Below are 24,205 nucleotides of genomic sequence, written 5' to 3' on the forward strand. Positions count from 1 at the left end.
AAAAGTGAAATAAAAGTAAATGGAGGAAATTTGTTCTATAGGGATATGTGGATTTTACTTAGTAAGCTAAAAAAGCTTTAAAACAAAAAATGCTTTAGATGAAACAAAAACAGATGTCGGAATGACTTTTCTTTTGGCCTGTTCAGCGACACAATAAAACTTGTCATAGCCAGTTTAATGAGAGATTCAAAGGATGAGCGTAGTTTTACCTGTCGCGAAGCGCGGTGAAGATATTTTGAAATTAATCGCGGCTCCTGTTTCGGCAAATGAGCTAAACAGTAATTGGCTTTATCAGCTTGCTGACGCTATGCATGCAACAATGCTTGAGCGTAATGGGGTGGGGATTGCAGCACCGCAAGTTTATATCTCTAAACGCGTCATTATTGTGGCATCTCGACCAAATCCACGCTATCCGGATGCACCTGAAATGGATGCTGTGGTTATGGTAAATCCTGAAATTTTAGAGTTCTCAAACGAAGTTTGTTTAGGTGAAGAAGGCTGCTTAAGTGTGCCAGACGAACGTGGACAAGTTGAACGCGCAGAAATGGTTAAGGTGAAATACTTAACACTTCAGGGTGAGACGATTGAAAGCGTTTTTCATGGTTTTCCTGCTCGTATTGTTCAACATGAAATTGATCATTTAAATGGGATCTTGTTTGTAGAAAGAATAAGCTAACCATCTCTTTAAAGTTTTGAAAAACCTATAATGAGCTTGAAATGGAGAAGTTATAGGAATTACAATACTTATAGCGTGATATTTAAATCATTACAAAAGATATAATTTTAATATTATCAGCAGGTTGTGCTGAAATTTTGCGCGATGTTGTAAATCTCCTCATTTAAGGTTACTGACCATGAAAACCCCTCTCCCAGATTATTTGGCAAATGTTATAGAAGCCTGTGACGTCGATAATAGCGGTCATCTCGCCGATTATATTCCTGAGTTGGCAAATGCAAACCCAAATCGATTAGCTTTAGCAATGTCTACGGTAGATGGGGAAATTTATTCGGTCGGCGATGATGATGTTGAGTTCACCATACAATCGATTTCTAAACCTTTTGTATATGCCTACGTTTTGCAACAACTTGGCATTGATGCAGTACTCGCGAAAGTAGGGGTGGAGCCTTCAGGGGAAGCCTTTAATGAAATTTCATTGGGTAAAGACGGCCGACCAAAAAATCCAATGATTAACTCTGGCGCAATTACTGTACATTCCTTGATTCAGGTCAAACATGGTTTGCATAGCGCAGAAATTCTACGCCGTTTTATGAGCGAGCTTGCAGGCCGCGAATTAAGTTTTGATGAGTCTGTTTATGATTCGGAAGTCAAAACAGCCTACCGTAATCTTTCGATCGGTTATATGTTGCGAACGGTAGGGATTTTAGAAACTGACCCAGTCGATATTGTGAATGGGTACATTCGCCAATGTGCGATTATGGTTACAGTGAAAGACTTGGTACGTATGGGCAGTGTGCTTGCCAATGGTGGGGTCGACCCTAAAACTGGAAAGCGCTTACTAAATCGATCTGTGGTTAGACAAGTACTCAGTGTCATGATGAGCTGTGGTATGTATGATGCCGCGGGTGACTGGCTTTCAACTGTAGGTATTCCTGCTAAAAGTGGTGTAGCAGGTGGTATCTTGGGCGTGCTACCTGGTCAGGTCAGTATGGCTGCTTTTTCACCTCGACTAGATGAACATGGTCATAGTGTTCGAGGTATTGATATTTTAGAACGATTATCTCGTGACATGGGGTTACACCTCATGGAAGGAACACCTTCTGCACAAACCATTGTACAAAGCCATTATCGTACTGGAAAAGATGCATCATTGAGTGTGTATGTGCTGCGTGGTGTGTTGAAGTTTACTGAAGCTGAAATGTTATTGCGTATTTTACAAGACGAGACAATTGATCAAAGCACAATCGTCATTGATTTAACTCAGATTTCACTTATCCACGATGTGGGTAAACGTATGTTTTTAGAAGGCTTAGATCGTTTAATTGATGATGGACATACACTTGTTCTAGTCGATCCAGAACAGCGCCTAGATCATGCGAGAACTGGTAAAGACAGAGAACTTCATGTTTATCACGATTTCGATGATTTGCTCGAAAAGCATGACCTCCCTGCAAAAAAAAAGACTTATAGCGACATCGCGGCACTTCTAAATTGCTGAGGTGTTTTTCCTAGATGTCGCTTAAACATCGCACTGAACGCGCTGGGGTTTGTATACCCCAGTGACTCTGAAATTTGAGAAATAGATTCACCATTCGCGATTTTACTCAAGGCAAGTGCAATATGCATTTGCTGTATCCATGCCCGATAAGATAGCCCAGTTTCTTTCTGGAACATACGCATTAAAGTTCTAGAACTCGTGCCAATATCATCAGCCCAATCTGTTAAATCTTTTGAACTGTCAGGGGTATGTAATAACTCTTGGCAAATTTTTAAGAGTCTTTTGTCTTTCGGCCACGGAATCTGGATAGACAACAAATTGGCCCGATGTATTTCTTCAAAAATCAAAATTTGTAAAGAACGGGAAAGCTCTTGAGAGGTCGGTGTATTTGGAATTTCCTCTCGTTTAATTTCATTTAAACGTATTAAAAGTTCATGCAACAGGTTACTCACCCGAATAATAAAGCAATGTTGTCCCATTAGAGGGGCTGCATTTACTTCAACCAATGCCGTATTTAACTTCACGTGACTCAGTGAAATCACACTGTGCTCTACATGTGCTGGAATCCATAACGCACACATGGGTGGCACAATCCACACATTATTCGGTGTAAACACCTGAATAGTTCCAGTAGATGCATATAAAAACTGCGCACGTGTATGCGTATGGGTTGGGGTGATTTCTCGGTAAGAATGCTCGGAAGATAGCCCAATCACCAGTTCAGACAAATCGGACTGAATAAGAGAATCGGACATAAATTATCCTAGAAATTGTCACTTATACGATGATTATTGGAAGATAACTTTATAAGCGACAATTTACAATAAGCATCTCATTTAAAAATATTGGAGTTTTTCAGGTATGACGTCTTCAATACAATTGAAAGATGGTATTGCCAATACCGTTGCAAATGATCAGCCTCAAGGAATGATTATTAAAATTGTAGGCGCCGTGGCGGTTGCACATTTACTGAATGATTTAATTCAGGCGGTGTTACCAGCCATCTATCCAATGCTAAAAGCAAACTTTTCGCTGAGTTTTGCGGAGGTTGGCCTGATTTCGTTTGTATATCAAATTACAGGTTCTCTGCTACAGCCTTGGATTGGACTTTATACCGATAAACATCCAAAACCGTATCTTCTCCCACTCGGAATGGTCGTCACATTCTGCGGCATTATCTTGTTGGCATTTTCACCAAGTTTTGCTGTGTTGTTATGTGCATCTGCACTTATTGGAGTCGGGTCCGCAACCTTTCATCCAGAAGCTTCACGGGTAGCACGAATGGCATCGGGCGGGCGCTTCGGTACAGCTCAGTCGACTTTCCAAGTGGGCGGAAACACAGGTACTGCCATTGGCCCATTATTAGCAGCGTTATTAATTGTTCCATTTGGACAACATGCAGTTGCGGGCTTGGTGATATTTGCACTTTTAGCAATTTGGGTTTTATTTGGCGTAAGCCGTTGGACCGTGAGTCATGCTAAAAGTCAGGTAGTTGCGCGTGCTACCCAAGCACATACTAAATTGCATGGCCGTAAGCTCATTATCGCCTTGGGCACAATTAGTGTGTTGATGTTTGCCAAATTTACCTACATTGCGAGCATTAGTAACTACTTTACCTTTTACTTAATTCAAAAGTTCCATATCAGTATTCAAACAGCTCAATTACACCTATTTGCTTTTTTGGCGGCTGTGGCAGTAGGTACATTTGCTGGTGGCCCAATTGGCGATAAGATTGGCCGTAAAGCTGTGATTTGGGTTTCATTTGTTGGTATGGCGCCATTTGCATTAATGATGCCGTATGCAAACTTATTTTGGACAACAGTTTTTTCAATTATTGCTGGTTTGGTGTTGTCATCGGCTTTTGCAGCGATGGTGGTGTATGCGCAAGAAGCTGTTCCGGGCCGTGTGGGTATGATTGCGGGTTTAATGTTTGGCCTTATGTTTGGGGTAAGTGGTATTGCCGCAGCTGGGCTGGGGCATTTAGCGGATATTAACGGTATTGAATGGGTATTTGGTTTATGTTCATTGTTGCCATTACTTGGTTTTGCAACAGCACTTTTACCAAACACAAAGGTTAAATAAATGAAAAGACTCTCAGCCATATTCAACTGAGAGTCTTTTTAATATGCACATAGCCTCATTAAAAAGACTATTTTTGAACACCAAACTTAAATACAGTAACACTGTTATAAGTTTGATTTGGGTTTAAACGTGTAGACGGGAAAGCCGGTTGATTTGGGCTGTCTGGAAAATGCTGTGTTTCTAATGCTAGTGCGTCTGCTTGTCGGTAGAGTACGCCATTTGCGCCAACAATATTTCCGAGTAAATGATTGGCTGTATACATTTGGACACTTGGTTCAGTGGTTAAGACTTGCATGGTCCGTTTAGATTTTGGGTCAACCACAATCGCTGCAAGATTGAGTTTCCCTTGAGACTTTTGATTAATTACCCAAGTTTGGTCATAGCCATATCCATAGGCGAGTTGCTGATTATTTGCTCGAATATCTTTCACAATTGCTTTAGGCTTCCGAAAGTCAAAAGGCGTACCTGCAACTGAAGCAATTTCACCTGTTGGTAAAGAGTTTTGATCGGTTACTAATATACGGTCTGCATTGAGTTGGACAATATGATCGAGCACACCATAAGGATTATTGCCAGCGCCTGATAAATTGAAATAACTATGGTTGGTAAGGTTGACGACTGTAGGTTGATCAGTTTTGGCTTTATATTCAATCTTGAATTCATTTTGATCTGAAAGACTGTAGATTACTTCTACATCTAATTTTCCGGGAAAACCTTGATCACCATTTGGACTGGTTAACTTCAGAGAAGCTTTAACGGTTTCACCTTGAGAGACGAGGGGTTTAACTTGCCAAACACGTTTATCAAAACCAGGATTCCCGCTATGTAATGAGTTCGGGCCATTATTTTTTTCGAGGTTATACGTTTTTCCATCTAAGCTAAATTTAGCATTACCAATCCGGTTCGCATAACGACCAATCAAACCACCAAAATGAATGCCTTCCTTGGTATCAGTGACTTCATAGCCTTTTAAGTCATCAAAGCCCAAAACAATATTATTTTGTTTGCCTTGTGCATCGGGAGTCAAAATCTGGGTAATTACACCACCGAAACTAATAAAAGATACCGAGACTCCTTTGTTATTGCTCATGGTATAGAGTTCAACTTTTTGACCGTCTTGAGTCGTGCCATATGGCTTTACATTTAAGGTTGCTGCATTTGCCAGTTGTGCAAAGCTGTAAATCGTAACACCTAAAATTACTAGTTTTTTCATGCTTATACTCTATTTTTTAATAGTTAGATTGCATGAATATAAGATTGATTTTTCGTCTTTTTAAAGAGGTTTTTATTATATATAGTGTTAATGAGGATTAGCGCTGTTAACTCTAACTATTGAACAAACTGGCCCTACTCCTATTAATAAAACTCAGCGGTAAGCTATTTTTATGACTCATTCTGTCTCAGTTTTAAAATTTTCACTTGCTCTTAATGGCTTGTCATTTGATTTAGACAACCAGCACATTCAACTTGAACTGGGTTTGGGTTTTATTAATTCAAAAAGTATCAGCAATGGCGTTGTTGATGAGCTTGCGGTTGAAAAGATGATTTATTTTATTGAAGAAATCATCGAGTCTCAGCCCCTCAGAAATTTAAAGATAAGTGGGGTAGTTGTTACGGCTGATACCGCCATGGCACAACTCAGTGAGTTATTTTTTAGTGCTAAAAAGCAAATCAGCCGTATTGAGCTTGAGCATGGATTTAATGATTTTATTGAGCGTTTAAGCTACTACACAAACCAAGTGGCTCGAGATCAGGTTTATGTTTTTACCTACTTTGTATTTGTTCGAGAGATGATGCATCACTTAAGAGTTGAGGAAATTCAGATCATTTAAGAAATCACTTTCTCAATCTGCTAACTCATCATGAATCCAGTTTAAAAACAGTTCAATTTTAGGAATAAATTGATGCGTTCGAGGATATACCAAATGATGAGCAGAAATAGGAATCGATAGTTCATCTGCAAAAACTCTAACCAACTTTCCTGAGTCCAAATAATTTTGAGTGAGTAAATTACTTTCCAAAACAAATCCTAGTCCATGCATAGCTGCTTCAAATATCGAGTTTTTTAAAACTAAAAATTATGATAGAGACTTGGAAGGTTGATTTTATCTTTTTTTCAAAATAAATAATTGAATTTAATGGTATTAATATTTGTAATTGATGATAATATCTGTAGGGATTTAAAAAACAAAAAATTAATATGAGGATCTTATGAGTTATAAACTAATCAAAATAAGTGTATTAAGTACTATTTTTTTAATTGGTTGTGGGGAGGAGTCCAAAAGAGAAGAAAATGAGTATGAAAAAAATATGCTTACAATCGAAGCTGAAAATTTTAATGATAAAGTTAACTTGAATGTAAAAGAAGAGGAATATAGCTTAATAGCCCAAGGAAATAGCTCAGATGTAACTCTCTATTTTAACAAACCCGATAAAACGGACCTTCCTATTTATGGTGAATTACAGCTTTTGGCTGAAAGTAATAAGGCACGTTTTGCCTCACTTGCTTGGATAAATAAATATAATGATATGAGTGTTTTATTTTGTATAAATTATGAAGACTGTTCAGATAATACGGAATATAGTTTTGATAATGATAGTAGACAATTAAATATAAGATTTAAAAATAATTTTAATAAATTATGGAAAAATTATTTAGTTGACTGGATAGAAAAAAAAGATTTAACGGCAAAAATTACAGGTAACTTAGAATTAAAAATACCCTCTAACTGGGTGGGTTTTAATAAAGATAGATTTCCAAGAAAAAGTGGGATAGGTATCCTCGAATTAGATAATCAAGTATATAAATTATCTGATATGAATTCAGATATTATTATTTATAAAGATGGAAATAATAAAAACATTGGTAGTGTAGATGAACTTGTTTTTAAAAAAGATGATGATATTGTGAATATTGAAATATTTAAAGAAAGTAATAATAATCAATATTCTAAAGATATACAACTTAAAGTTCGAAATTATAATTTAACAAATTATGAACCAGGTTTTTCCTTTTATGGCTTAGTTCCTGCTTCGTCGATCTCGTGGGGAGATAATGAAAAGATACTATCTATTAATATACAGAACTTGAATTTATTTGATAAAGAACGAAATAAATTTAGAGTGTTAGATTTGGAATATAATATTCCTAGGAATACTTCTAATATTTTAATTAATAAAGAAATATATCCTATATTGCGCCAAAATTATGGTTTCGCTTATGTCGTAAATGATCAGAAAAAATATTCTATTAGTTTAATAGGGCAAACAGGAGCTTATCCATTGGAAGTAATTCAAGAATTCAATGGTCATATTTCAATTGAAACTACGAAAGAAAATGAAAAAATAGTTTGTGGAGATCGCTATAAATCTTGTTCAGGTTTATCTATGGATAATGATAAAAAAACTTTTAGATTTAATAATGTTAAATTAGGTGAAGATGTTTTCAATGGAATGATTTATATTCCAGGAATTATTGATTAAATATGATAAAAAATCCCCTCACTAGAGGGGATTTTTTATTACTATTTAAACTTAAACAATCGAGTCATCTAAATTCGGCGCTAACCAACGCTTTGCTTCATCTAGTGTCCAACCTTTACGTTTTGCATAATCTTCAAGTTGGTCTTGAGAGATTTTACCTACGTTGAAGTATTCACTTTGTGGATGAGAATAATAGAAACCACTTACCGAAGATGGCGGCATCATTGCAAAGTGTTCAGTCAGTTTAGTACCAATTTTGTCGGTAGAACCTAACCAGTCAAACAATACTGCTTTTTCAGAGTGCTCAGGGCAAGCAGGGTAACCTGGTGCAGGGCGAATACCGACATATTTCTCTTTAATCAGTTCTTCATTACTAAGCTGTTCATCAGCTTTATAACCCCAGAACTCTTTACGAATGCGTTCATGTAAGTGTTCGGCAAAAGCTTCTGCAAAACGGTCGGCTAGTGACTGAACTAAAATTGCAGAGTAATCATCACCTTTGGCTTTGTATTCATTTGCCAATTCTTCTGCACCAAAAATCGATACAGTGAATCCGCCTAAGTAGTCCTGCTGCTCGCTATCAGCACGGATGTAATCTGCCAAAGACAAGTTTGGTTTACCTGTCACTTTGTCAGATTGCTGGCGTAAGTGCTCAAAAGTATGCGTAACATTTTGCCCCGCTTCATCAAATACGCTCACTGTGTCTGCATCAGTGCGCTGAGCAGGGAACATACCGAATACGGCACGAGCATCAAAACGGTTATTGTCGATAATATCTTTCAACATTGCTTGAGCTTGATTGTACAAATCTGTTGCAGCTTCACCAACCACTTCATCTTCTAAAATTTTCGGGAATTTACCTGCCAAGCTCCATGAAATAAAGAATGGTGTCCAGTCAAAATAATCCACGAGTGTTGCAAGCGGATAATTCTTTAAAACTTGTGTTCCTAAAAGATTTGGTTTTGGTGGCACGTAGCTTTCATCAATTTTAAAACCATTTTCAACCGACTCTTTATAAGTCAGTTTGGCCGCTTTTGGTTGTTTGTTGGCTAAACGTTCACGAATTTTGGCATATTCAGCACGGTGCTCTTCAATAAATGCACCTCGCATGTCTTTAGAAAGCAAGGTTGTAGCAACACCTACAGCACGTGAAGCATCGGCAACATAAATTACTGCATCATTCTGATACTGAGGGTCAATTTTTACTGCCGTGTGGGCTTTAGATGTCGTCGCACCACCAATTAATAGAGGAATGTTAAAGCCTTTGCGTTGCATTTCTTTCGCAACAAATACCATTTCATCTAAAGATGGAGTGATCAGACCAGACAACCCGATGATGTCACATTTTTCATCAATTGCGGTTTGTAAGATTTTCTCGCAAGGTACCATTACACCAAGGTCAACAATGTCATAACCATTACAGCCAAGTACCACGCCTACAATATTCTTACCAATATCGTGTACGTCGCCTTTTACCGTTGCCATGAGGACTTTACCTTTAGATTGTCCTTCAGACTTTTCAGCTTCAATGTAGGGGTTGAGCCATGCTACAGCTTGTTTCATTACACGGGCAGATTTCACAACCTGCGGTAAGAACATTTTGCCTGAACCAAACAAGTCACCAACCACGTTCATACCGTCCATCAGCGGTCCTTCAATCACATCTAAAGGACGTTTAGATTTTAAGCGCGCTTCTTCGGTGTCTTGGTCAATATAAGTCGTAATACCTTTAACTAGTGCATATTCAAGACGTTTTTCAACCGACTCATTACGCCATTCAAGGTTTTCAGCTTCTTTAGCTGCGCCGCCTTGTCCGCGGTATTTTTCTGCTACTTCAAGCAGTTTCTCAGTCGCAGCTTGACCAGATTCACCTTGGTTTTGGTTTAATATGACATCTTCAACAGCTTCTTTTAGCTCGGCTGGAATATCATCATAAATTGCCATTTGCCCAGCGTTCACAATACCCATGGTCATGCCTTGCTTAATGGCATGGTACAAGAACACCGAGTGAATGGCTTCACGAACGGGTTCATTACCACGGAACGAGAACGAAACGTTCGATACACCACCAGAAATCATGGCATGTGGTAAGTTCTGTTTAATCCAACCTGTTGCTTCAATAAAATCGACCGCGTAGTTGTTATGTTCCTCAATGCCAGTTGCTACTGCGAACACGTTCGGGTCAAAAATAATATCTTCAGCAGGGAAGCCTACTTCATTCACTAAAATATCGTATGAGCGCTTACAGATTTCGCGTTTACGTTCAGCAGTGTCAGCTTGTCCAGCTTCATCAAAGGCCATCACAATAATTGCGGCACCATATTGACGGCAGAGGCGGGCTTTTTCGACAAACTCGTCATAACCTTCTTTTAAGGAAATGGAGTTAACAACCGGTTTACCTTGTACGCATTTTAAGCCAGCTTCAATGATTTCCCATTTTGATGAGTCAATCATGATTGGCACACGTGAAATATCAGGTTCTGATGCTACAAGGTTTAAGAAATGCACCATCGCATTTTGCGAATCGAGCATCCCTTCATCCATGTTAATGTCAATAATTTGCGCGCCAGCTTCCACTTGTTGCTGTGCAACCTCTAAAGCTTCGGCAAAGTTTTCTTCACGAATGAGGCGTAAGAATTTTTTAGAACCGGTAACGTTAGTACGTTCACCAACGTTTACAAAGAGAGAGTCATCATAAATATTAAATGGCTCTAAACCACTTAGGCGACAAGCAGGTACGGTTTCAGGTACTTGGCGAGGTGCAATATCTTTGACTGCATTGGCAATGGCGCGAATATGGTCTGGTGTCGTACCACAGCAACCACCAGTAATATTAATTAAACCGCTTTCAGCAAATTCTTTTAAGAAAGCTGCAGTTTGCTCAGGTGTTTCGTCATATCCACCAAATGCGTTTGGTAAGCCCGCATTGGGGTGTGCTGAAACGAAAGTATCTGCGACATCAGAAATGGTTTTTACGTGAGGACGCATAGCATCTGCACCAAGGGCACAGTTAAAACCGATTGAAAGCAAATCACCATGGCGCACAGAGTTCCAGAAAGCTTCCGCAGTCTGACCCGTTAAAGTACGACCTGATGCATCGGTAATTGTCCCTGAAATCATAATTGGTAATTCACGACCAATTTGTTTAAAGACTTCTTTGACTGCAAAAATCGCTGCTTTACAGTTTAATGTATCAAATACGGTTTCAATCAAAATGATATCTACACCGCCTTCAATCAGTGCATGAGTCGCTTCAATGTAGTTTTCTTTTAACTCATCAAAGGTAATGTTACGAAAAGCAGGGTCATTTACATTCGGTGAAATTGAACAAGTACGCGATGTAGGCCCAAGTACACCAGCAACAAAACGTGGTTTTTCTGGAGTTGAATATTTTTCACAAGCTGCTTTGGCTAAACGTGCTGCTTCACGGTTAATCTCTGGAACAAGATCTTCCATGTGATAGTCAGACATTGAAACACGCGTGCCATTAAAGCTGTTGGTTTCAATAATATCTGCACCAGCATCAAGATAAGCTTCATGAATGCCTTGAATAATTTGAGGTTGTGTCAAAACTAAAAGGTCATTATTACCCTTTAAGTCATGTGCCCAATCGGCAAAACGCTCACCACGGTAGTCGGCTTCTTCTAATTTATGGCGCTGGATCATAGTTCCCATAGCACCATCAATAATCAGAATGCGTTTAGCAAGAAGCGCTTTTAGGGTGGCAAGCGTAGACATAGAAAACCCCGATCTTTTATATGAATTTAAAAATGCGGCGCTATTGTAACAGAATAGCAGCACAAATGATGACCTACGAAGGTCATGAGACAATAAGTAAAAAAATAAAAAAGAGGGTGTTTTATGACAAAAACGAAAGAATTTTCATGAAATATTCATCAAATGATCATGATATTGAAATATTTCATGCTCAATATGCCGAAATATTACAGTTGTTCTGTATGAAAAATAGACATATAGGCCATTTTATTTATTTTTTTGCTGTAAAAATAAGCACAAAAGGAGCTCATAAATAATGAATTAAGTTATTGTATTTTAAAAATAAAATAAAAATGATCGGGGAAAGGTGCATCAAATGAGGTCAAAATATAAAAAATTGACTTCATCAGGCGGCTCTTTGTCATATAATTGTCATAATTTAATTTAAGAATACAGAGGATTTTATTATCCTCTTACCGTCTGCATGAATTCTAATCTACCCCCTGTTTCGGATTCAAAACTTGCGGCAAACCTGCAAGCAAAATCGACGAATGTACACGTCCCAACACCGAAATTTTTTATGCCGGTGTTTCTGACGATTATTGTTGCAACACTTATTTATATTGGGTTTCAGGTTAGTGCTGATTTAGCGCATGTTCCACCTTTGAGCCTTTATTCGGTTATTCTTTTATCTACTGCACTTTTCATTGCATTGGGCTTTGAATTTGTAAACGGTTTCCACGATACTGCTAATGCAGTTGCAACGGTCATTTATACAAATGCATTGCCTGCACCAGTTGCAGTCATGTGGGCTGGTTTTTGTAATTTTCTTGGGGTAATGGTCGCAAGTGGTGCTGTTGCTTATGGCATTATTGCATTGCTTCCTGTTGAACTTATCATGAACATGGGTAGCGGTGCTGGCTTTGCAATGGTTTTTGCATTGTTAATCGCTGCAATTCTTTGGAACCTTGGTACTTGGTTCTTAGGAATCCCAGCTTCTAGCTCTCACACCTTGATTGGTTCAATTTTGGGTGTGGGTATTATGAACCATCTATTGAGTGCATCGACTGGCGTAACGACCAGTGGTGTAGATATGGACCAGGTGATTAAAGTAGGTAAGGCATTATTATTTTCACCTTTAATTGGTTTTGCTTTTGCAGCAATCTTATTCTTGTTGGTTAAAACTATTTTCAAACGCCAATTAGAATTATTCCAGCCACCTGAAGGTAATAAGCCACCACCAGCAATCATTCGTGCAATTTTAATCTTTACCTGTACAGGTGTAAGTTTTGCACACGGTTCAAATGACGGCCAAAAAGGTATGGGTCTCATCATGCTCATTTTGGTTGGTTTAGTACCGTTAGCTTATTCAATAAATAAAAACCTAGATACACAACAGGTTCAATCATTCCACCAGCTTTCTTCTCAAACTGCTGTTTTGTTAAACCATAATCAGCAAGAATTGACTGATGAAAAAGCGCGTGAAGTTTTAACTAAATATATTCAAACCAAGCAACAGACACCTGAAGTTGTACCTGCATTGGCAAGTATGACTGATCATTTAGGTGCTCGTGTTTCTAGCTATAGCGACTTAAAAGATATTCCTGAAGCTGCGATTAGTGAAATTCGTAATGATATGTATTTAAGCACAACCACGTTTAAACGTTTGGACAAAGCAGATGCTTTACCAAAAATGGATGATTCACAGAAAAAGCTTGTGAAAGATTATCGCGGTAGCTTGGATTCATTCTTACAGTACATTCCAAACTGGGTGAAAGTTGCGGTTGCATTAGCGCTTGGTCTTGGCACTATGGTTGGTTGGAAACGTATTGTGGTGACTGTAGGTGAGCGTATTGGTAAGAACCATATGACTTATGGTCAAGGTATGTCTGCTGAGCTTATTGCAATGAGTACTATTGCAGCAGCAGATGGTTTAGGTATGCCAGTTTCAACTACTCATGTTTTAAACAGTGCTGTTGCGGGTACCATGGTTGCAAATAAATCAGGTCTAAACTTTAATACCATTAAGACAATTTTGTCAGCTTGGATATTTACTTTACCTGCGACCATCTGTTTGTCAGGTGGTTTATATTGGTTGTTCTTAAAGTTCATTTAAGTTGTCTGCTTAAATCTAAAAAGCCACTATTATTAGTGGCTTTTTTATTGTCACATTTAAAAAAAAGATCGCTTTTTTCAAATAAACTCAGTAAAGAATGAATGATTACTGCAAATACTTATTGCTAGGTGACTAGCTCAAAAATTGATGAAAGGATATAGGATGAAAACGGTTCAACTCGATCAACTCAAACAACAATTCCCACTCATTCAAACATTACAAGATTACCAAGAAACATTTTGGTTTAATCCGAACCGTTATCCTTTAAAAGAAGCTCTCATGAAAGTAGGACTGACAGAGCAAGATGTAAAAGATGCCGAAGCAAGGCTAGAACGTTTTGCACCTTACTTAGCAAAAGTATTTCCAGAAACTCAAGCACTACATGGAAAAATTGAATCAGAACTAGTTGAAATTGCAGATATGCAACAAGCCTTATCTGTAGAAAAACAACAGAAGCTTACTGGAAAGCTTTGGCTTAAAAAAGATAGTCATTTACCTATTTCGGGTTCAATCAAGGCACGTGGTGGAATTTATGAAGTCTTGGCTCATGCTGAAAAGTTAGCAATTGAGGCAGGGTTTCTCAAGTTAGATGATGATTATAGTCAACTTGACCAAGATGCATTTCGAGCATTTTTTTCCAAATATCAAATTGCAGTAGGTTCTACAGGTAATCTTGGTTTATCAATCGGTATTATGAGCGCGAAGCTCGGTTTTAGAGTGACCGTGCATATGTCTGCCGATGCAAGACAGTGGAAGAAAGATAAACTGCGTTCATTAGGTGTCAATGTTGTGGAATACGCCAGTGATTATGGTGTCGCTGTAGAGCAGGGACGTAAAGCAGCAGAACAAGATCCAAATTGTTTTTTTATTGATGATGAGAATTCGACGACTTTATTTTTAGGTTATGCAGTAGCAGGAATACGCTTAAAACAACAGTGTGAGCAAAAACAGATTAAAGTCGATGCAGAACACCCATTATTTGTTTATTTGCCATGTGGTGTCGGTGGTGGCCCTGGTGGAGTGAGTTTTGGGTTAAAACTCGCTTTTGGTGAGCATGTACATTGTATATTTGCAGAACCGACTCACTCTCCATGTATGTTACTAGGTGTTTATACAGGGTTGCATGATCAGATTTCAGTAAACGATATTGGTTTAGATAACATTACTGCTGCAGATGGATTGGCTGTTGGCCGTGCTTCTGGTTTTGTCGGCCGTGCTATGCAGCAGTTAATTGACGGTTACTACACCATTCATGATGAGTGTTTATATGAGCTGATTGCGCTTTTAAATCAAACTGAGAATATCCAAGTTGAGCCCTCGGCAGCGGCAGGCATGATGGGGCCATATTATGTGCAAACTACTCGTGATTATTTGGCCTTGCATCAATTGTCAGCTGAAAAGTTACAGCATGCGACACATGTGGTATGGGCGACTGGTGGTGGTATGGTTCCACCTGATGAAATGCAAAAGTATTTAACACATAGTCAAAACAAATAATTGCACAAAAAAAGCCCAATTTTAGAATTGGGCTTTTAACCTCATTATTTTTTAGAAAATTTCTTAAATGGAAGCTTTTCGGCCGCAAAACCATAGATTGCAGCAAAAGGAAGGGCTGTACGGGCTAAATAAGCCACACGCCATAGACCGCCATGGTTGGCACCTTCCATCATCAACTCTAGAGGATGGTCAAGCACAGTTTCAGGATTTGCGACAGAAGATTCATTTCTTAAGTCATGGATCCAGAGTGCCGCCATAATGGCATTTGTGGTTTCTGGACTAAACGCTTCTACATCAAAAAGTTCCGCACCGTTAAAAGCGGCCTTAAGGAGTGGATTTTTTGTGACCGAATGAGTTGTCGTAGATGGAGCAATATTAATACTCACGCGTTGGCCTTGATGACGGGCAAGTGTTGCTCGCCATTGTTGAATACGTTTAGCTAATGCGTAGTTTGGCCCTTGTTCAACTACCAAGCAGTCTGCAATACCATAAGTTTTGCCATTTTCGCTGGTAATCAAGTCTTGATAAGGTGCTTGGAAAAAACGTTTGAGCGATAGTGTAGAGATACCTTTTGCAGCCATTTTTTGTAGTTGTGAACGAGATTTAAATTTCTCTTGAGCTGCCTCTGCAACTTCTTTAGGTACTGCGTAAACATCGGTTGGAGTACACATAAACATTAAGCTTGTATCAGGTTTATGTTCACTCACATATTGCATAATACTGTCCATGGCCATTGAGACGCGGACATGTTTTTCACCATCTAGATAAGCAATAGCAGCTAAATCTAATTTTTGAGGAAATTGAACTAACCACTGTGCAATTTCTGGTAGTTGAGTCAGTAAATTGGCACCTAATTTATCTCTTAATTCAGAAGCTTTTGCTGTTGAGTCAACTGATTCAATTGTAGGTGCAATCAGCGTTGCGTTTCCTTGCTGAATTGTATTTAAAATTTTCCCCCAAACTCGTGGGTTCGGTAAATCAATTGCAACAATATTCGCTTTCCACTTTGCTAGCCAAGGTAAAGGACCAGCTTCTGAAGCCGCACCAAACAGAACCATGGTTCGATCAGATAAATCAAACCATTCTGGATGAGCGGCAGCTTCACGTAAAGCCTTGGCATGGCTTGGTTCAATAATACCTGCATTTTCCCATTTTTGAATTTGATCAAGTAAGCTTTGCCCGCTAAGTTTTTGGCCTTTATATGGAACATACCATTCTGGTGCAGCTTCACTTTCACCTTTAAATTTAACTGTATTTAAAGGCTTAGTGGTAGGGATGTGCAGAGCATCTTTTAAAAGATAGTGTTTACCATCGCGGAAATAGTCAAAAAGATGATGAGCCTTATGTAAGCCCTGTTTGGCGATAGTAATCGGGTTATTGCTATTAGAAAGCCCATGTTGAACAAGTGATTTAAAGTATCTTGGATAGTTTTTCCGCCAGTTTTTTTCAGTCAAAATCTGTTGAGCAGTTTTATTATCTACAATAGATAAAGCTTCTGACAAAATCTCTTGGCCTGTGCGAGAAGTACTTTGTTTTTTTGTTGAAGCGTGTATCGGAAATTGTAGACCTTCGTCTGGACTCTGGCTGGACATAAAATATCTCACTTGGACGGTAGTATTAATATACAGGTGTATACATTATCTATGCCAATTAAAAGAAACGAGTGGCAATAACTGACAAAATGAAAATTAAATTATTTTTGTGATGAAGGTAGTTTGAGTGAATTTTTATGATAATTTGATCTCATTTTAACTTCATTTTTTTTCACATTTCTAGAACATTTTTATAGACTTACGTTACATAAATGATTATTTTGTATAGAGCGAATTCATCAGATCTAAGCTGAAGATAAAATGTTCAAAATGTATCAATAAAAAAGATACGATGATGAGTAAAAAACTAGACTTTTTTATTAAACGATAAGAAAAGTCAAACGGAATAAGAAAGAATTGGGGTGAAACTAGATGGAAGACAACGTAAGATTGTCTTTTAAAAATCTTGGGGATATGGTGATTTTTTTACACCATAATTTTCTAGTTTCGCCCCATCTAATTTTGGGTGAAGCCCTATACATAAGCTGTAAATCATCTTTCTAAATAGTCAGATTAATTTGCTTATAGTCTATCTAAACTTTTAACAACGACCTTTCTTGGCCTGACCTGGTGGACAAAAATCTCCTGGATGATTGTGATAAGGCGAATCCGGATCAACTACTACACTGCCAGCAGGGGTATAAACTGCACAAGCCGATAGTGATAGTGTGAAAATTGCTGCTGCACAAACTAGAAATTTTTTCATCATATTGTTCTCTCTTTTTATCATTCTCCCTTTTACTATTTACTATAGAAATTATTAGATTGTTTTTCGATCTATTTTTGGTTAAGAAATATCAACACTCTAAACTAGTTTTTTTAGCGATTAAGGCGTACGTAAAATTGTACGAAAACCTACATGAGTAGCGGCTAAATCAAAATCTTGTGGGTAGCGACTACTATTACGGTAACGTGAACAGTAATTTTCAGCACACAAAAATGAGCCCCCTTTAATCACATATTGAGTGCTGCTCATTTCTTTTTGTCTTAAATCAGAATAATTACCCATATGTTGATCATGCGCACCTTGATAGGGAGAGGATGTCCATTCCCAAACATTTCCAATCATATCGAATAGCTTAAAGCCGTTGGATTTAAAACAGCCGACAGGAGCAACACCAGTAAAATGGTCGTGATTCAAATTTTCAAAAGGGAATGTGCCTTGCCAGTAATTTGCTTGTGGATGCTGATGTTCATCGGTAGGTGCTTGGTGTAAAGGTGTGTCAGTTTTTGAGTTTGCTTTAGCGGCGTATTCCCATTCTAATTCTGTTGGTAAATCACGTCCTAGCCAAACTGCATAATGTTCAGCATCATTTTTCGTTACGTATCTTACAGGCTCATGAGGATGAGGGAGAGCTCCATTTTTGCCATTTGGAGTTTTCCATGTATATCCTGATTTGAGTTGCCACCATTGTTGGGGATGACGTGGATCTGGAGTAAAAACAGCAGCCTGTTTTTGTTTTTCAGCATCGGTAATATAACCAGTTGCCTTCACAAAACTTGCGAATTGAGCAACAGTGACTTCAGTTTGATCAATCCAGAAACCTTTAACTTCCCGTTGTTTTTTCCCAAAGTTAAGTTCATCTGGATAAGCTTTTTCAGAACCAAAATTAAATTGTCCATCTGGTATGAATACCATACCTGCGGTTTTATTTTTAAGCCAGTTTGTAGGAAGCCCTGTATAGCTTTTACACTGTTCGATAGAACCCAAAGCAGCCGATGAGGTGGCTTGCTTTGGTAAAACTGTTTTTGTGTCAGAGCTATGTTCAGACTTACTACAGCCTGTGATGAATAACAGGCTGATTGTAGTGCTTAGAACCAGTTTCAATTTCATTTGGCGTTATATTCCTGTACGCCATTTTGTTCGGTGTATTTTTGATAAACCGAGAGCAACTCTTGTACTTTTGCAGGGTAAAGCTGCGCAACATTATGATTTTCACCACGATCAGTAGCAATGTTATAGAGTTCCCAAGAACCTGATCCTAATTCAGGGCGTCCTTGAAGTGCAATTTTCCATTCGCCTTGTTTAGCATATTTACTACCGTGTAATTCATCGGCAAAGCTGAAATTAGCTGGACGGATAGTTTGTGATTTATTTTCAAGTACAGACTTCCAAGAGTAACCACTTGGTGTATTAATGGTTCGGCCTTTATATTGTCCTTGAGGTACCGGAATATGGGCATAATCTAATAATGTTGGAAAAACATCGAGTACAGATGCGAAGCTATGATTGGTTTCTTCAGCTTTTTTCTGATTTGGTAATTTCACAATAGCAGGAGCTGTAGTTGCACCTTCGCCAGCTGTATCTTTCCATAAATGAAAAGGTGCCGCGCTGACTTCAGCCCAACGTGGTCCAATATAGTGGTAAGAAGTAGGGGTGCCTACGTTTGCTACAGAGTTATCAAAACCAGATTCACTGCCATACCCACCACGAATGAAACCTTCTGCACCATTGTCAGAAACAAAGAAAATTAAAGTATTTTCATAAAGATTATTTTGTTTTAGGTATTGGATAATTCGGCCTACATTTGCATCAAGATTTTCTACCATACCTGCGTAGATTTCCATTTTACGGGCTTCAAGTGCTTTCTGCTCAGCTGTTAACTCCTCCCATTTTCCATATTTTTGTGGTGCATTTTGAGTGGCGATTGGTTCTGCTGCTTCAAAATTTGCTGGAATAATTCCAAGCTGTTTTTGACGTGCTATACGTGCTTTTCTAATGGCGTCATAACCGACATCGTAAACGCCACGATATTTTTCACGGTATTCTGCTGGAGCCTGTATAGGCCAGTGAGGTGCTGTATAGGCAGCATAAGCAAAGAATGGCTTACCGCTATTTTTACCTGACTCTAAATAGCTCAGCAATTTATCGGTAAAATAATTGGTCGAGAAAAAGTCATCAGGTAATGCTGAAATTGGAATAATTTGCCCATCTTCGGTATAGGTTGAATTTCGTTTAAACGCGCTTGGAGCTTGTTTAAAGTGATGGTCTAAACCTTGTAATAAGGTAAATGAATGATCAAAACCTTTGGCATGTGCGTTGGTTTCAGGGGTTAGCCCCAAATGCCATTTACCACTAATATATGTCCGATAACCATTGTCTTTGAGCACCTGCGCAATTGATAAAGAGCGTTCATTTAAATAGCCTTCGTAACCTGGTTGGCCTTTTAAATGGTCTGGTGTAAGCTCTGCCATAGCACCTATGCCTGCTAGGTGATGATCAGTTCCTGAAATAAGCTGCGAGCGAGTAGGGGAACAAGTGGGTGCAGTATGATAATCCGTTAAAAGTCGACCTTCTTGCGCCAAACTATCAATATTAGGCGTATGAATTTCACCACCAAATGCTCCTAAATCTGAATAGCCTAAGTCATCGGCCATAATAAATAAAATATTGGGCTGCTTTGGAGTACTTACCGTGGTTTCTTGTGAATCATTATCGTTACAGCCAGCTAAAGATAAGCTAAATAATGCAATTGAAAGACTAGATAAAAGAGCTTTGTACTTCATTGTATCATCTGAATTATTAAAAGAATTGTGCTTGAGTTTAATCAGATGGTTTTTGCAATCAAAACAAGGAATTGATCAAAGAAAATCAGAAAAATATCTGAGAATTTATCGTGATAAATAAATGAGAAAAAAAGAAAAGCCCATATCGGGCTTTTCAAAAATATTAAGTTTAAAACGGTAAGCGGGTAAGCTGATCTAAGAAATGTGGAATCACTCGCGGTTCAATCAAAATTGTTACAATTACGCCGTAAGCTGCTCCCCATAAATGGGCACTATGATTAATATGTGTATTGCCACGTTTACCTGCCCAAATGCTATAAGCAACATAGAGAACTGCAAAAATAATAGCGGGTACTGGAATAAAAAATACAAAAATAAGTTTCCATGGCTGAAACAGGATATAGGCAAATAGAACAGCAGATACTGCCCCTGAAGCTCCAAGACTTGCCCAGTTTGCATCATTTTTATGTTGTAGATAGCTTGGTAAAATCGCAAAAATTAACCCGCCCAAATAGAACAAGACAAAGCCCATGTCGTAGAAATATTGGCGATAAAAACTTTCAATGATGCTACCAAAGAAAAACAGGGTAATCATATTAAAGAGTAAATGAGTACCATCTGCGTGAATAAAGCCATGTGTGATGAAGCGATCAAATTGTCCACGTTGCATCGCAGGCGGCCAAAAGATTAGGCGGTTCATAACGTTTTGATTGCTAAAAGCAAGTAAAGAGATAATGACCGTAATAATAATAAGGGTAATGGTATGGTTAAACGGCAAATGCAACATAAGAAATATTTAAAAAATGATCGATACTGAGGTCAATAATGCCATTAAAAATACAACTTGAAACCCCGTTGTGTATAAATCCGACAAATTTAGTTGATTTTTTTTAAATCCACCTCATCTTCGGTTAATATAAAGGCATCAGCTTGAGGAATATTGTTATGTCGACTGAGAACACCAACACTGCTGTTGCAGAAGAAATTCCGAACCTTTTGATTACACCATCTGCACAAGAGTATTTGCACGAATTATTGGCGAAGCAAAATACTCCGGGAATTGGCGTTCGAATTTTTGTTGAACATCCGGGTACACCACGTGCAGAGTGCTGTATGGCATATAGTGCACCAGAAGAAGTGGTGCCAACGGACTATAAACAGGACTATCCTGATTTCCCTGCATACATTGATGCGCCGTCTATTCCATATCTTTTAGACGCTGTTATTGACTACAACAAAGATCGTTTCGGTGGTCAGCTAACTTTCCGTGCACCAAACTCTAAAGTGCCGCGTGTAGGGCCAGATGCATCAATTGAAGAGCGTATTACTTATGTACTTCAAGCGGAAATTAATCCAGGTCTTGCAGGACACGGCGGTAACTGTAGCTTAGTTGAAGTGCAAGATGATCCTGAACATGGCTTAACTGCTGTATTGAAGTTCGGTGGTGGTTGCCAAGGTTGTTCTGCAATTGATGTAACCTTGAAACAAGGTGTAGAAACAACATTAAGAGAGCACATTCCTGAACTACAACGTGTAGTTGACCAAACAGACCATACGCAAGCAGAAGGTGCTTATTTCAAATAATTAAATTATTTGAAAAGTGAAATAAAAAAGCCTCGAAATGAGGTTTTTTTATTACTCAATATGAATAATGATAATTATTATCAATATCATTTGTAATTTTATTTATCTTTGTTACAATGCGAAACAGAAAATGAGAGATGTTTAATAAATCAATATATTGGGAATACTTATGTCGAAGCGTATTATCCAGTCAGTGCTTTCTGTTTCAGTACTGGCAAGTATGATGTCTATGGCTTTTGCCGCACAAAATGAGCAAGAACAAGCTGAACAAACATTAGAAAAGCCTGCTGAACCTGTGAAATTGGAAACAATTTTCGTAACAGCGGAAGAGCAAGTGAAGCAATCGCTTGGTGTATCGGTTATTACCAAAGAAGATTTAGAAAAACTACCAGTTCGTAATGATATTTCTGACTATGTACGTCGTATGCCAGGTGTCAACCTGACAGGCAATAGCGCAACAGGGCAGCGTGGTAATAATAGACAAATTGATATTCGTGGAATGGGGCCTGAAAACACACTTATTTTAGTGGACGGTAAACCAATTAACTCTCGTAACTCAGTCCGTTATGGCTGGAAAGGAGAGCGTGATACACGAGGCGACTCAAACTGGGTACCAGCAGAAGCAATCGAGTCGATCGAAGTTTTACGCGGACCAGCAGCTGCTCGATATGGCTCAGGTGCTGCTGGTGGTGTGGTTAACATCATTACTAAAAAAGTAACTAATGAAACTCATGGTTCAGTAGAGTTTTATACTTCACAGCCTGAAGACTCCAAAGAAGGTTCATCAAATCGTGTTGGTTTTAATGTAAGTGGGCCATTAATTAAAGACGTTTTGTCTTATCGTTTATATGGTAATTACAATAAAACGGAAGCTGACGATGTTGATATTAATAAATCTATTGGCAGTACAGCAGCTGGCCGTGAAGGTGTTAAAAATAAAGATATTTCAGGCCGTTTAGCTTGGCAGGCAACAGACCAACAAACTGTCTTGTTCGATGTTTCTTCTAGCAAACAAGGTAATATTTATTCTGGTGACTCTCAGTTAAATGCAAACGCAGAAGCAGATGCGATTCTTTCGCAGCTCATCGGTAAAGAAACCAATACCATGTATCGTGATAGCTATGCGGTAACGCACGAGGGCGATTGGTCTTGGGGTAAGAGTAAACTCGTTGCTCAATATGATAAAACGCATAACAAACGTCTACCCGAAGGCTTGGCGGGGAGTGTAGAAGGAAAAATTAATAACCTTGATGATAAAGCCACCTCACGTTTAGAAACTCTTCGCTTTAACGGTGAGGCTAATATTCCTTTCGAATACTATGTACCCCAAGTATTAACTGTAGGTACGGAATGGGTTGAAGACAGATTTAAAGATAATGTCTCGACAAATCAAGGTAAAGACAGCAGTGGTTCAGGTTATGGCGATCAATTGGCGAAAGGTGATCGTAGTAAAATGGAATCACGTATTGCTTCTGCATATATTGAAGATAACCTGAAAGTTACAGACAGCACAGATGTTGTATTAGGCTTACGTTTTGATGACCATAGTAAATCTGGTTCTAACTGGAGCCCAAGCTTAAATATTACCCAAAGACTTAACGATTATTTCACTTTAAAAGGTGGGGTAGCAAAAGCTTATAAAGCACCAAATATGTATCAAAATGCCGAAGGGTATTTATTAAGTACAAATGGTAATGGTTGTCCAGCCAATATTGAGTCACGTTGTTTGTTACAAGGTAATGGCGATTTAAAACCTGAAACATCGGTAAACAAAGAGCTCGGTATTCAGTTCCAAAAAGATATTGTGAATGCGAGCTTAACTTGGTTCCGTAATGACTATAAAGATAAAATTGTGGCTGGTACAAATGTTGTCGGAACAGTTGATGGTTCAAGTACCAATGCAAATACAGGAGCTGTGACGAATACGAAGTGGAATATTCTGCGTTGGGAAAATACGCCTAAAGCTCTAATTCAAGGTTTTGAGGGAAGCTTAGGATTAGACTTTGGTGATATCCGCTGGACTAACAACTTTACTTATATGATGGACTCGAAAGATAAACAAACAGGGAACCCATTATCTTTAGTACCAAACTATACGATTAACTCAATTTTTGATTATGACATTACGGATCAGTTAGATGTAAATTTTGTATTTACTCAATATGGTCGTCAAAAATCACGCCAGTTTGCAGAAAATAGACTTGAATCTGGTATAGGTTCAGGAGGTGCGAATTCTGCGCTTAAGCCAAGTACTGTAAAAAGCTATAGTATTGCTGGAATTAATGTCGGTTATAAATTTTCAGACAATATAAGTACACGCGTTGGTGTAAGTAATCTATTTGATAAACAAATTTTAAGAGACAGTAATTCTATTAGCCAAACTTATAATGAGCCAGGTCGAGCTTATTACGCTTCTTTAAAATATTCTTTCTAATCAATAAAAGTAACAA

At 38.4% G+C, this 24,205-nt stretch carries 18 protein-coding genes and 1 pseudogene; 10 read left to right on the plus strand and 9 right to left on the minus strand.

Annotated features, from left to right (window positions below):
• Positions 1–193: 193 nt before the first annotated feature.
• Both def and HMPREF0014_RS07915 read left to right on the plus strand, forming a co-directional pair.
• Positions 194–676, plus strand: a complete 483-nt coding sequence (def, locus tag HMPREF0014_RS07910; protein ID WP_004710118.1) for a peptide deformylase — start codon at positions 194–196, stop codon at positions 674–676.
• A 178-nt stretch (positions 677–854) separates the two neighbouring features.
• The gene (locus HMPREF0014_RS07915; RefSeq protein WP_002054468.1) at positions 855–2,177 is read left to right on the plus strand and encodes a glutaminase; all 1,323 of its coding nucleotides are present in this window, start codon (positions 855–857) and stop codon (positions 2,175–2,177) included.
• On the opposite strand, the gene HMPREF0014_RS07920 is transcribed toward HMPREF0014_RS07915, so the two are convergent.
• Complete coding sequence (locus HMPREF0014_RS07920) at positions 2,144–2,932, minus strand: helix-turn-helix transcriptional regulator (protein ID WP_004888254.1); 789 nt, start codon at positions 2,930–2,932, stop codon at positions 2,144–2,146. The genes HMPREF0014_RS07915 and HMPREF0014_RS07920 overlap by 34 nt on opposite strands.
• Before the next feature lie 106 nt (positions 2,933–3,038).
• On the opposite strand from HMPREF0014_RS07920, the gene HMPREF0014_RS07925 reads away from it, so the two are divergent.
• Positions 3,039–4,259, plus strand: a complete 1,221-nt coding sequence (locus HMPREF0014_RS07925; RefSeq protein WP_004888253.1) for an MFS transporter — start codon at positions 3,039–3,041, stop codon at positions 4,257–4,259.
• Positions 4,260–4,326: 67 nt separating this feature from the next.
• Here HMPREF0014_RS07925 and HMPREF0014_RS07930 read toward each other — a convergent pair whose 3' ends face one another.
• On the minus strand, positions 4,327–5,472 hold the full coding sequence (locus HMPREF0014_RS07930) for an aldose epimerase family protein (RefSeq protein WP_004888251.1): 1,146 nt from the start codon (positions 5,470–5,472) through the stop codon (positions 4,327–4,329).
• A 172-nt stretch (positions 5,473–5,644) separates the two neighbouring features.
• Between HMPREF0014_RS07930 and HMPREF0014_RS07935 the strand changes: the two genes are divergently transcribed.
• Positions 5,645–6,091, plus strand: coding sequence for a hypothetical protein (locus tag HMPREF0014_RS07935; protein ID WP_004888249.1), 447 nt, complete (start codon positions 5,645–5,647; stop codon positions 6,089–6,091).
• A gap of 12 nt (positions 6,092–6,103) precedes the next feature.
• Here the strand turns inward: HMPREF0014_RS07935 and HMPREF0014_RS07940 are convergent.
• A pseudogene (locus tag HMPREF0014_RS07940) lies at positions 6,104–6,310 on the minus strand (LysR substrate-binding domain-containing protein); the annotation flags it as partial.
• A gap of 160 nt (positions 6,311–6,470) precedes the next feature.
• Here HMPREF0014_RS07940 and HMPREF0014_RS07945 point away from each other — a divergent pair.
• A complete protein-coding gene (locus HMPREF0014_RS07945; RefSeq protein WP_004710102.1) occupies positions 6,471–7,742 on the plus strand; it encodes a hypothetical protein in 1,272 nt (423 codons plus the stop codon).
• Between the two features lie 51 nt (positions 7,743–7,793).
• Here the strand turns inward: HMPREF0014_RS07945 and metH are convergent, their stop codons facing one another.
• Complete coding sequence (metH, locus tag HMPREF0014_RS07950; RefSeq protein WP_006581215.1) at positions 7,794–11,480, minus strand: methionine synthase; 3,687 nt, start codon at positions 11,478–11,480, stop codon at positions 7,794–7,796.
• Between the two features lie 65 nt (positions 11,481–11,545).
• Here metH and HMPREF0014_RS26195 point away from each other — a divergent pair, with 65 nt between their 5' ends.
• The 3 genes from HMPREF0014_RS26195 (at position 11,546) to HMPREF0014_RS07965 (ending at position 15,072) form a co-directional block, all read left to right on the plus strand.
• The gene (locus HMPREF0014_RS26195; protein WP_033845555.1) at positions 11,546–11,776 is read left to right on the plus strand and encodes a hypothetical protein; all 231 of its coding nucleotides are present in this window, start codon (positions 11,546–11,548) and stop codon (positions 11,774–11,776) included.
• A gap of 167 nt (positions 11,777–11,943) precedes the next feature.
• Positions 11,944–13,575: an inorganic phosphate transporter gene (locus HMPREF0014_RS07960; RefSeq protein ID WP_004710095.1), complete on the plus strand. Its 1,632-nt coding sequence runs from the start codon at positions 11,944–11,946 to the stop codon at positions 13,573–13,575.
• A gap of 162 nt (positions 13,576–13,737) precedes the next feature.
• Positions 13,738–15,072 carry a D-serine ammonia-lyase gene (locus tag HMPREF0014_RS07965; protein ID WP_006582066.1) on the plus strand — a complete coding sequence of 445 codons (1,335 nt, stop codon included), beginning with the start codon at positions 13,738–13,740 and terminating at the stop codon, positions 15,070–15,072.
• A gap of 44 nt (positions 15,073–15,116) precedes the next feature.
• Here HMPREF0014_RS07965 and HMPREF0014_RS07970 read toward each other — a convergent pair whose 3' ends face one another.
• The 5 genes from HMPREF0014_RS07970 to HMPREF0014_RS07990 all read right to left on the minus strand — a co-directional run bounded on the left by HMPREF0014_RS07970 (position 15,117) and on the right by HMPREF0014_RS07990 (position 20,958).
• A complete protein-coding gene (locus tag HMPREF0014_RS07970; protein WP_004888242.1) occupies positions 15,117–16,664 on the minus strand; it encodes a hypothetical protein in 1,548 nt (515 codons plus the stop codon).
• A gap of 541 nt (positions 16,665–17,205) precedes the next feature.
• On the minus strand, positions 17,206–17,370 hold the full coding sequence (locus tag HMPREF0014_RS07975; RefSeq protein ID WP_004710089.1) for a hypothetical protein: 165 nt from the start codon (positions 17,368–17,370) through the stop codon (positions 17,206–17,208).
• Between the two features lie 120 nt (positions 17,371–17,490).
• Positions 17,491–18,498 carry a formylglycine-generating enzyme family protein gene (locus HMPREF0014_RS07980; RefSeq protein ID WP_004888241.1) on the minus strand — a complete coding sequence of 336 codons (1,008 nt, stop codon included), beginning with the start codon at positions 18,496–18,498 and terminating at the stop codon, positions 17,491–17,493.
• Entirely contained in the window at positions 18,495–20,171 is a 1,677-nt protein-coding gene (locus HMPREF0014_RS07985; RefSeq protein WP_006581217.1) for an arylsulfatase, read from the minus strand. The genes HMPREF0014_RS07980 and HMPREF0014_RS07985 overlap by 4 nt, the downstream gene beginning before the upstream one ends.
• Positions 20,172–20,340: 169 nt before the next feature.
• A complete protein-coding gene (locus HMPREF0014_RS07990) occupies positions 20,341–20,958 on the minus strand; it encodes a rhomboid family intramembrane serine protease (RefSeq protein WP_004710083.1) in 618 nt (205 codons plus the stop codon).
• A gap of 158 nt (positions 20,959–21,116) precedes the next feature.
• On the opposite strand from HMPREF0014_RS07990, the gene nfuA reads away from it, so the two are divergent.
• Together nfuA and HMPREF0014_RS08000 are read left to right on the plus strand one after the other, a co-directional pair.
• Positions 21,117–21,755 carry a Fe-S biogenesis protein NfuA gene (gene nfuA, locus HMPREF0014_RS07995; RefSeq protein ID WP_002054458.1) on the plus strand — a complete coding sequence of 213 codons (639 nt, stop codon included), beginning with the start codon at positions 21,117–21,119 and terminating at the stop codon, positions 21,753–21,755.
• Between the two features lie 169 nt (positions 21,756–21,924).
• On the plus strand, positions 21,925–24,189 hold the full coding sequence (locus HMPREF0014_RS08000) for a TonB-dependent siderophore receptor (RefSeq protein WP_004888239.1): 2,265 nt from the start codon (positions 21,925–21,927) through the stop codon (positions 24,187–24,189).
• The last annotated feature ends 16 nt before the right edge of the window (positions 24,190–24,205 follow it).

It is taken from the genome of Acinetobacter sp. RUH 2624, from assembly GCF_000162375.2.
Lineage (GTDB): Bacteria > Pseudomonadota > Gammaproteobacteria > Pseudomonadales > Moraxellaceae > Acinetobacter > Acinetobacter nosocomialis.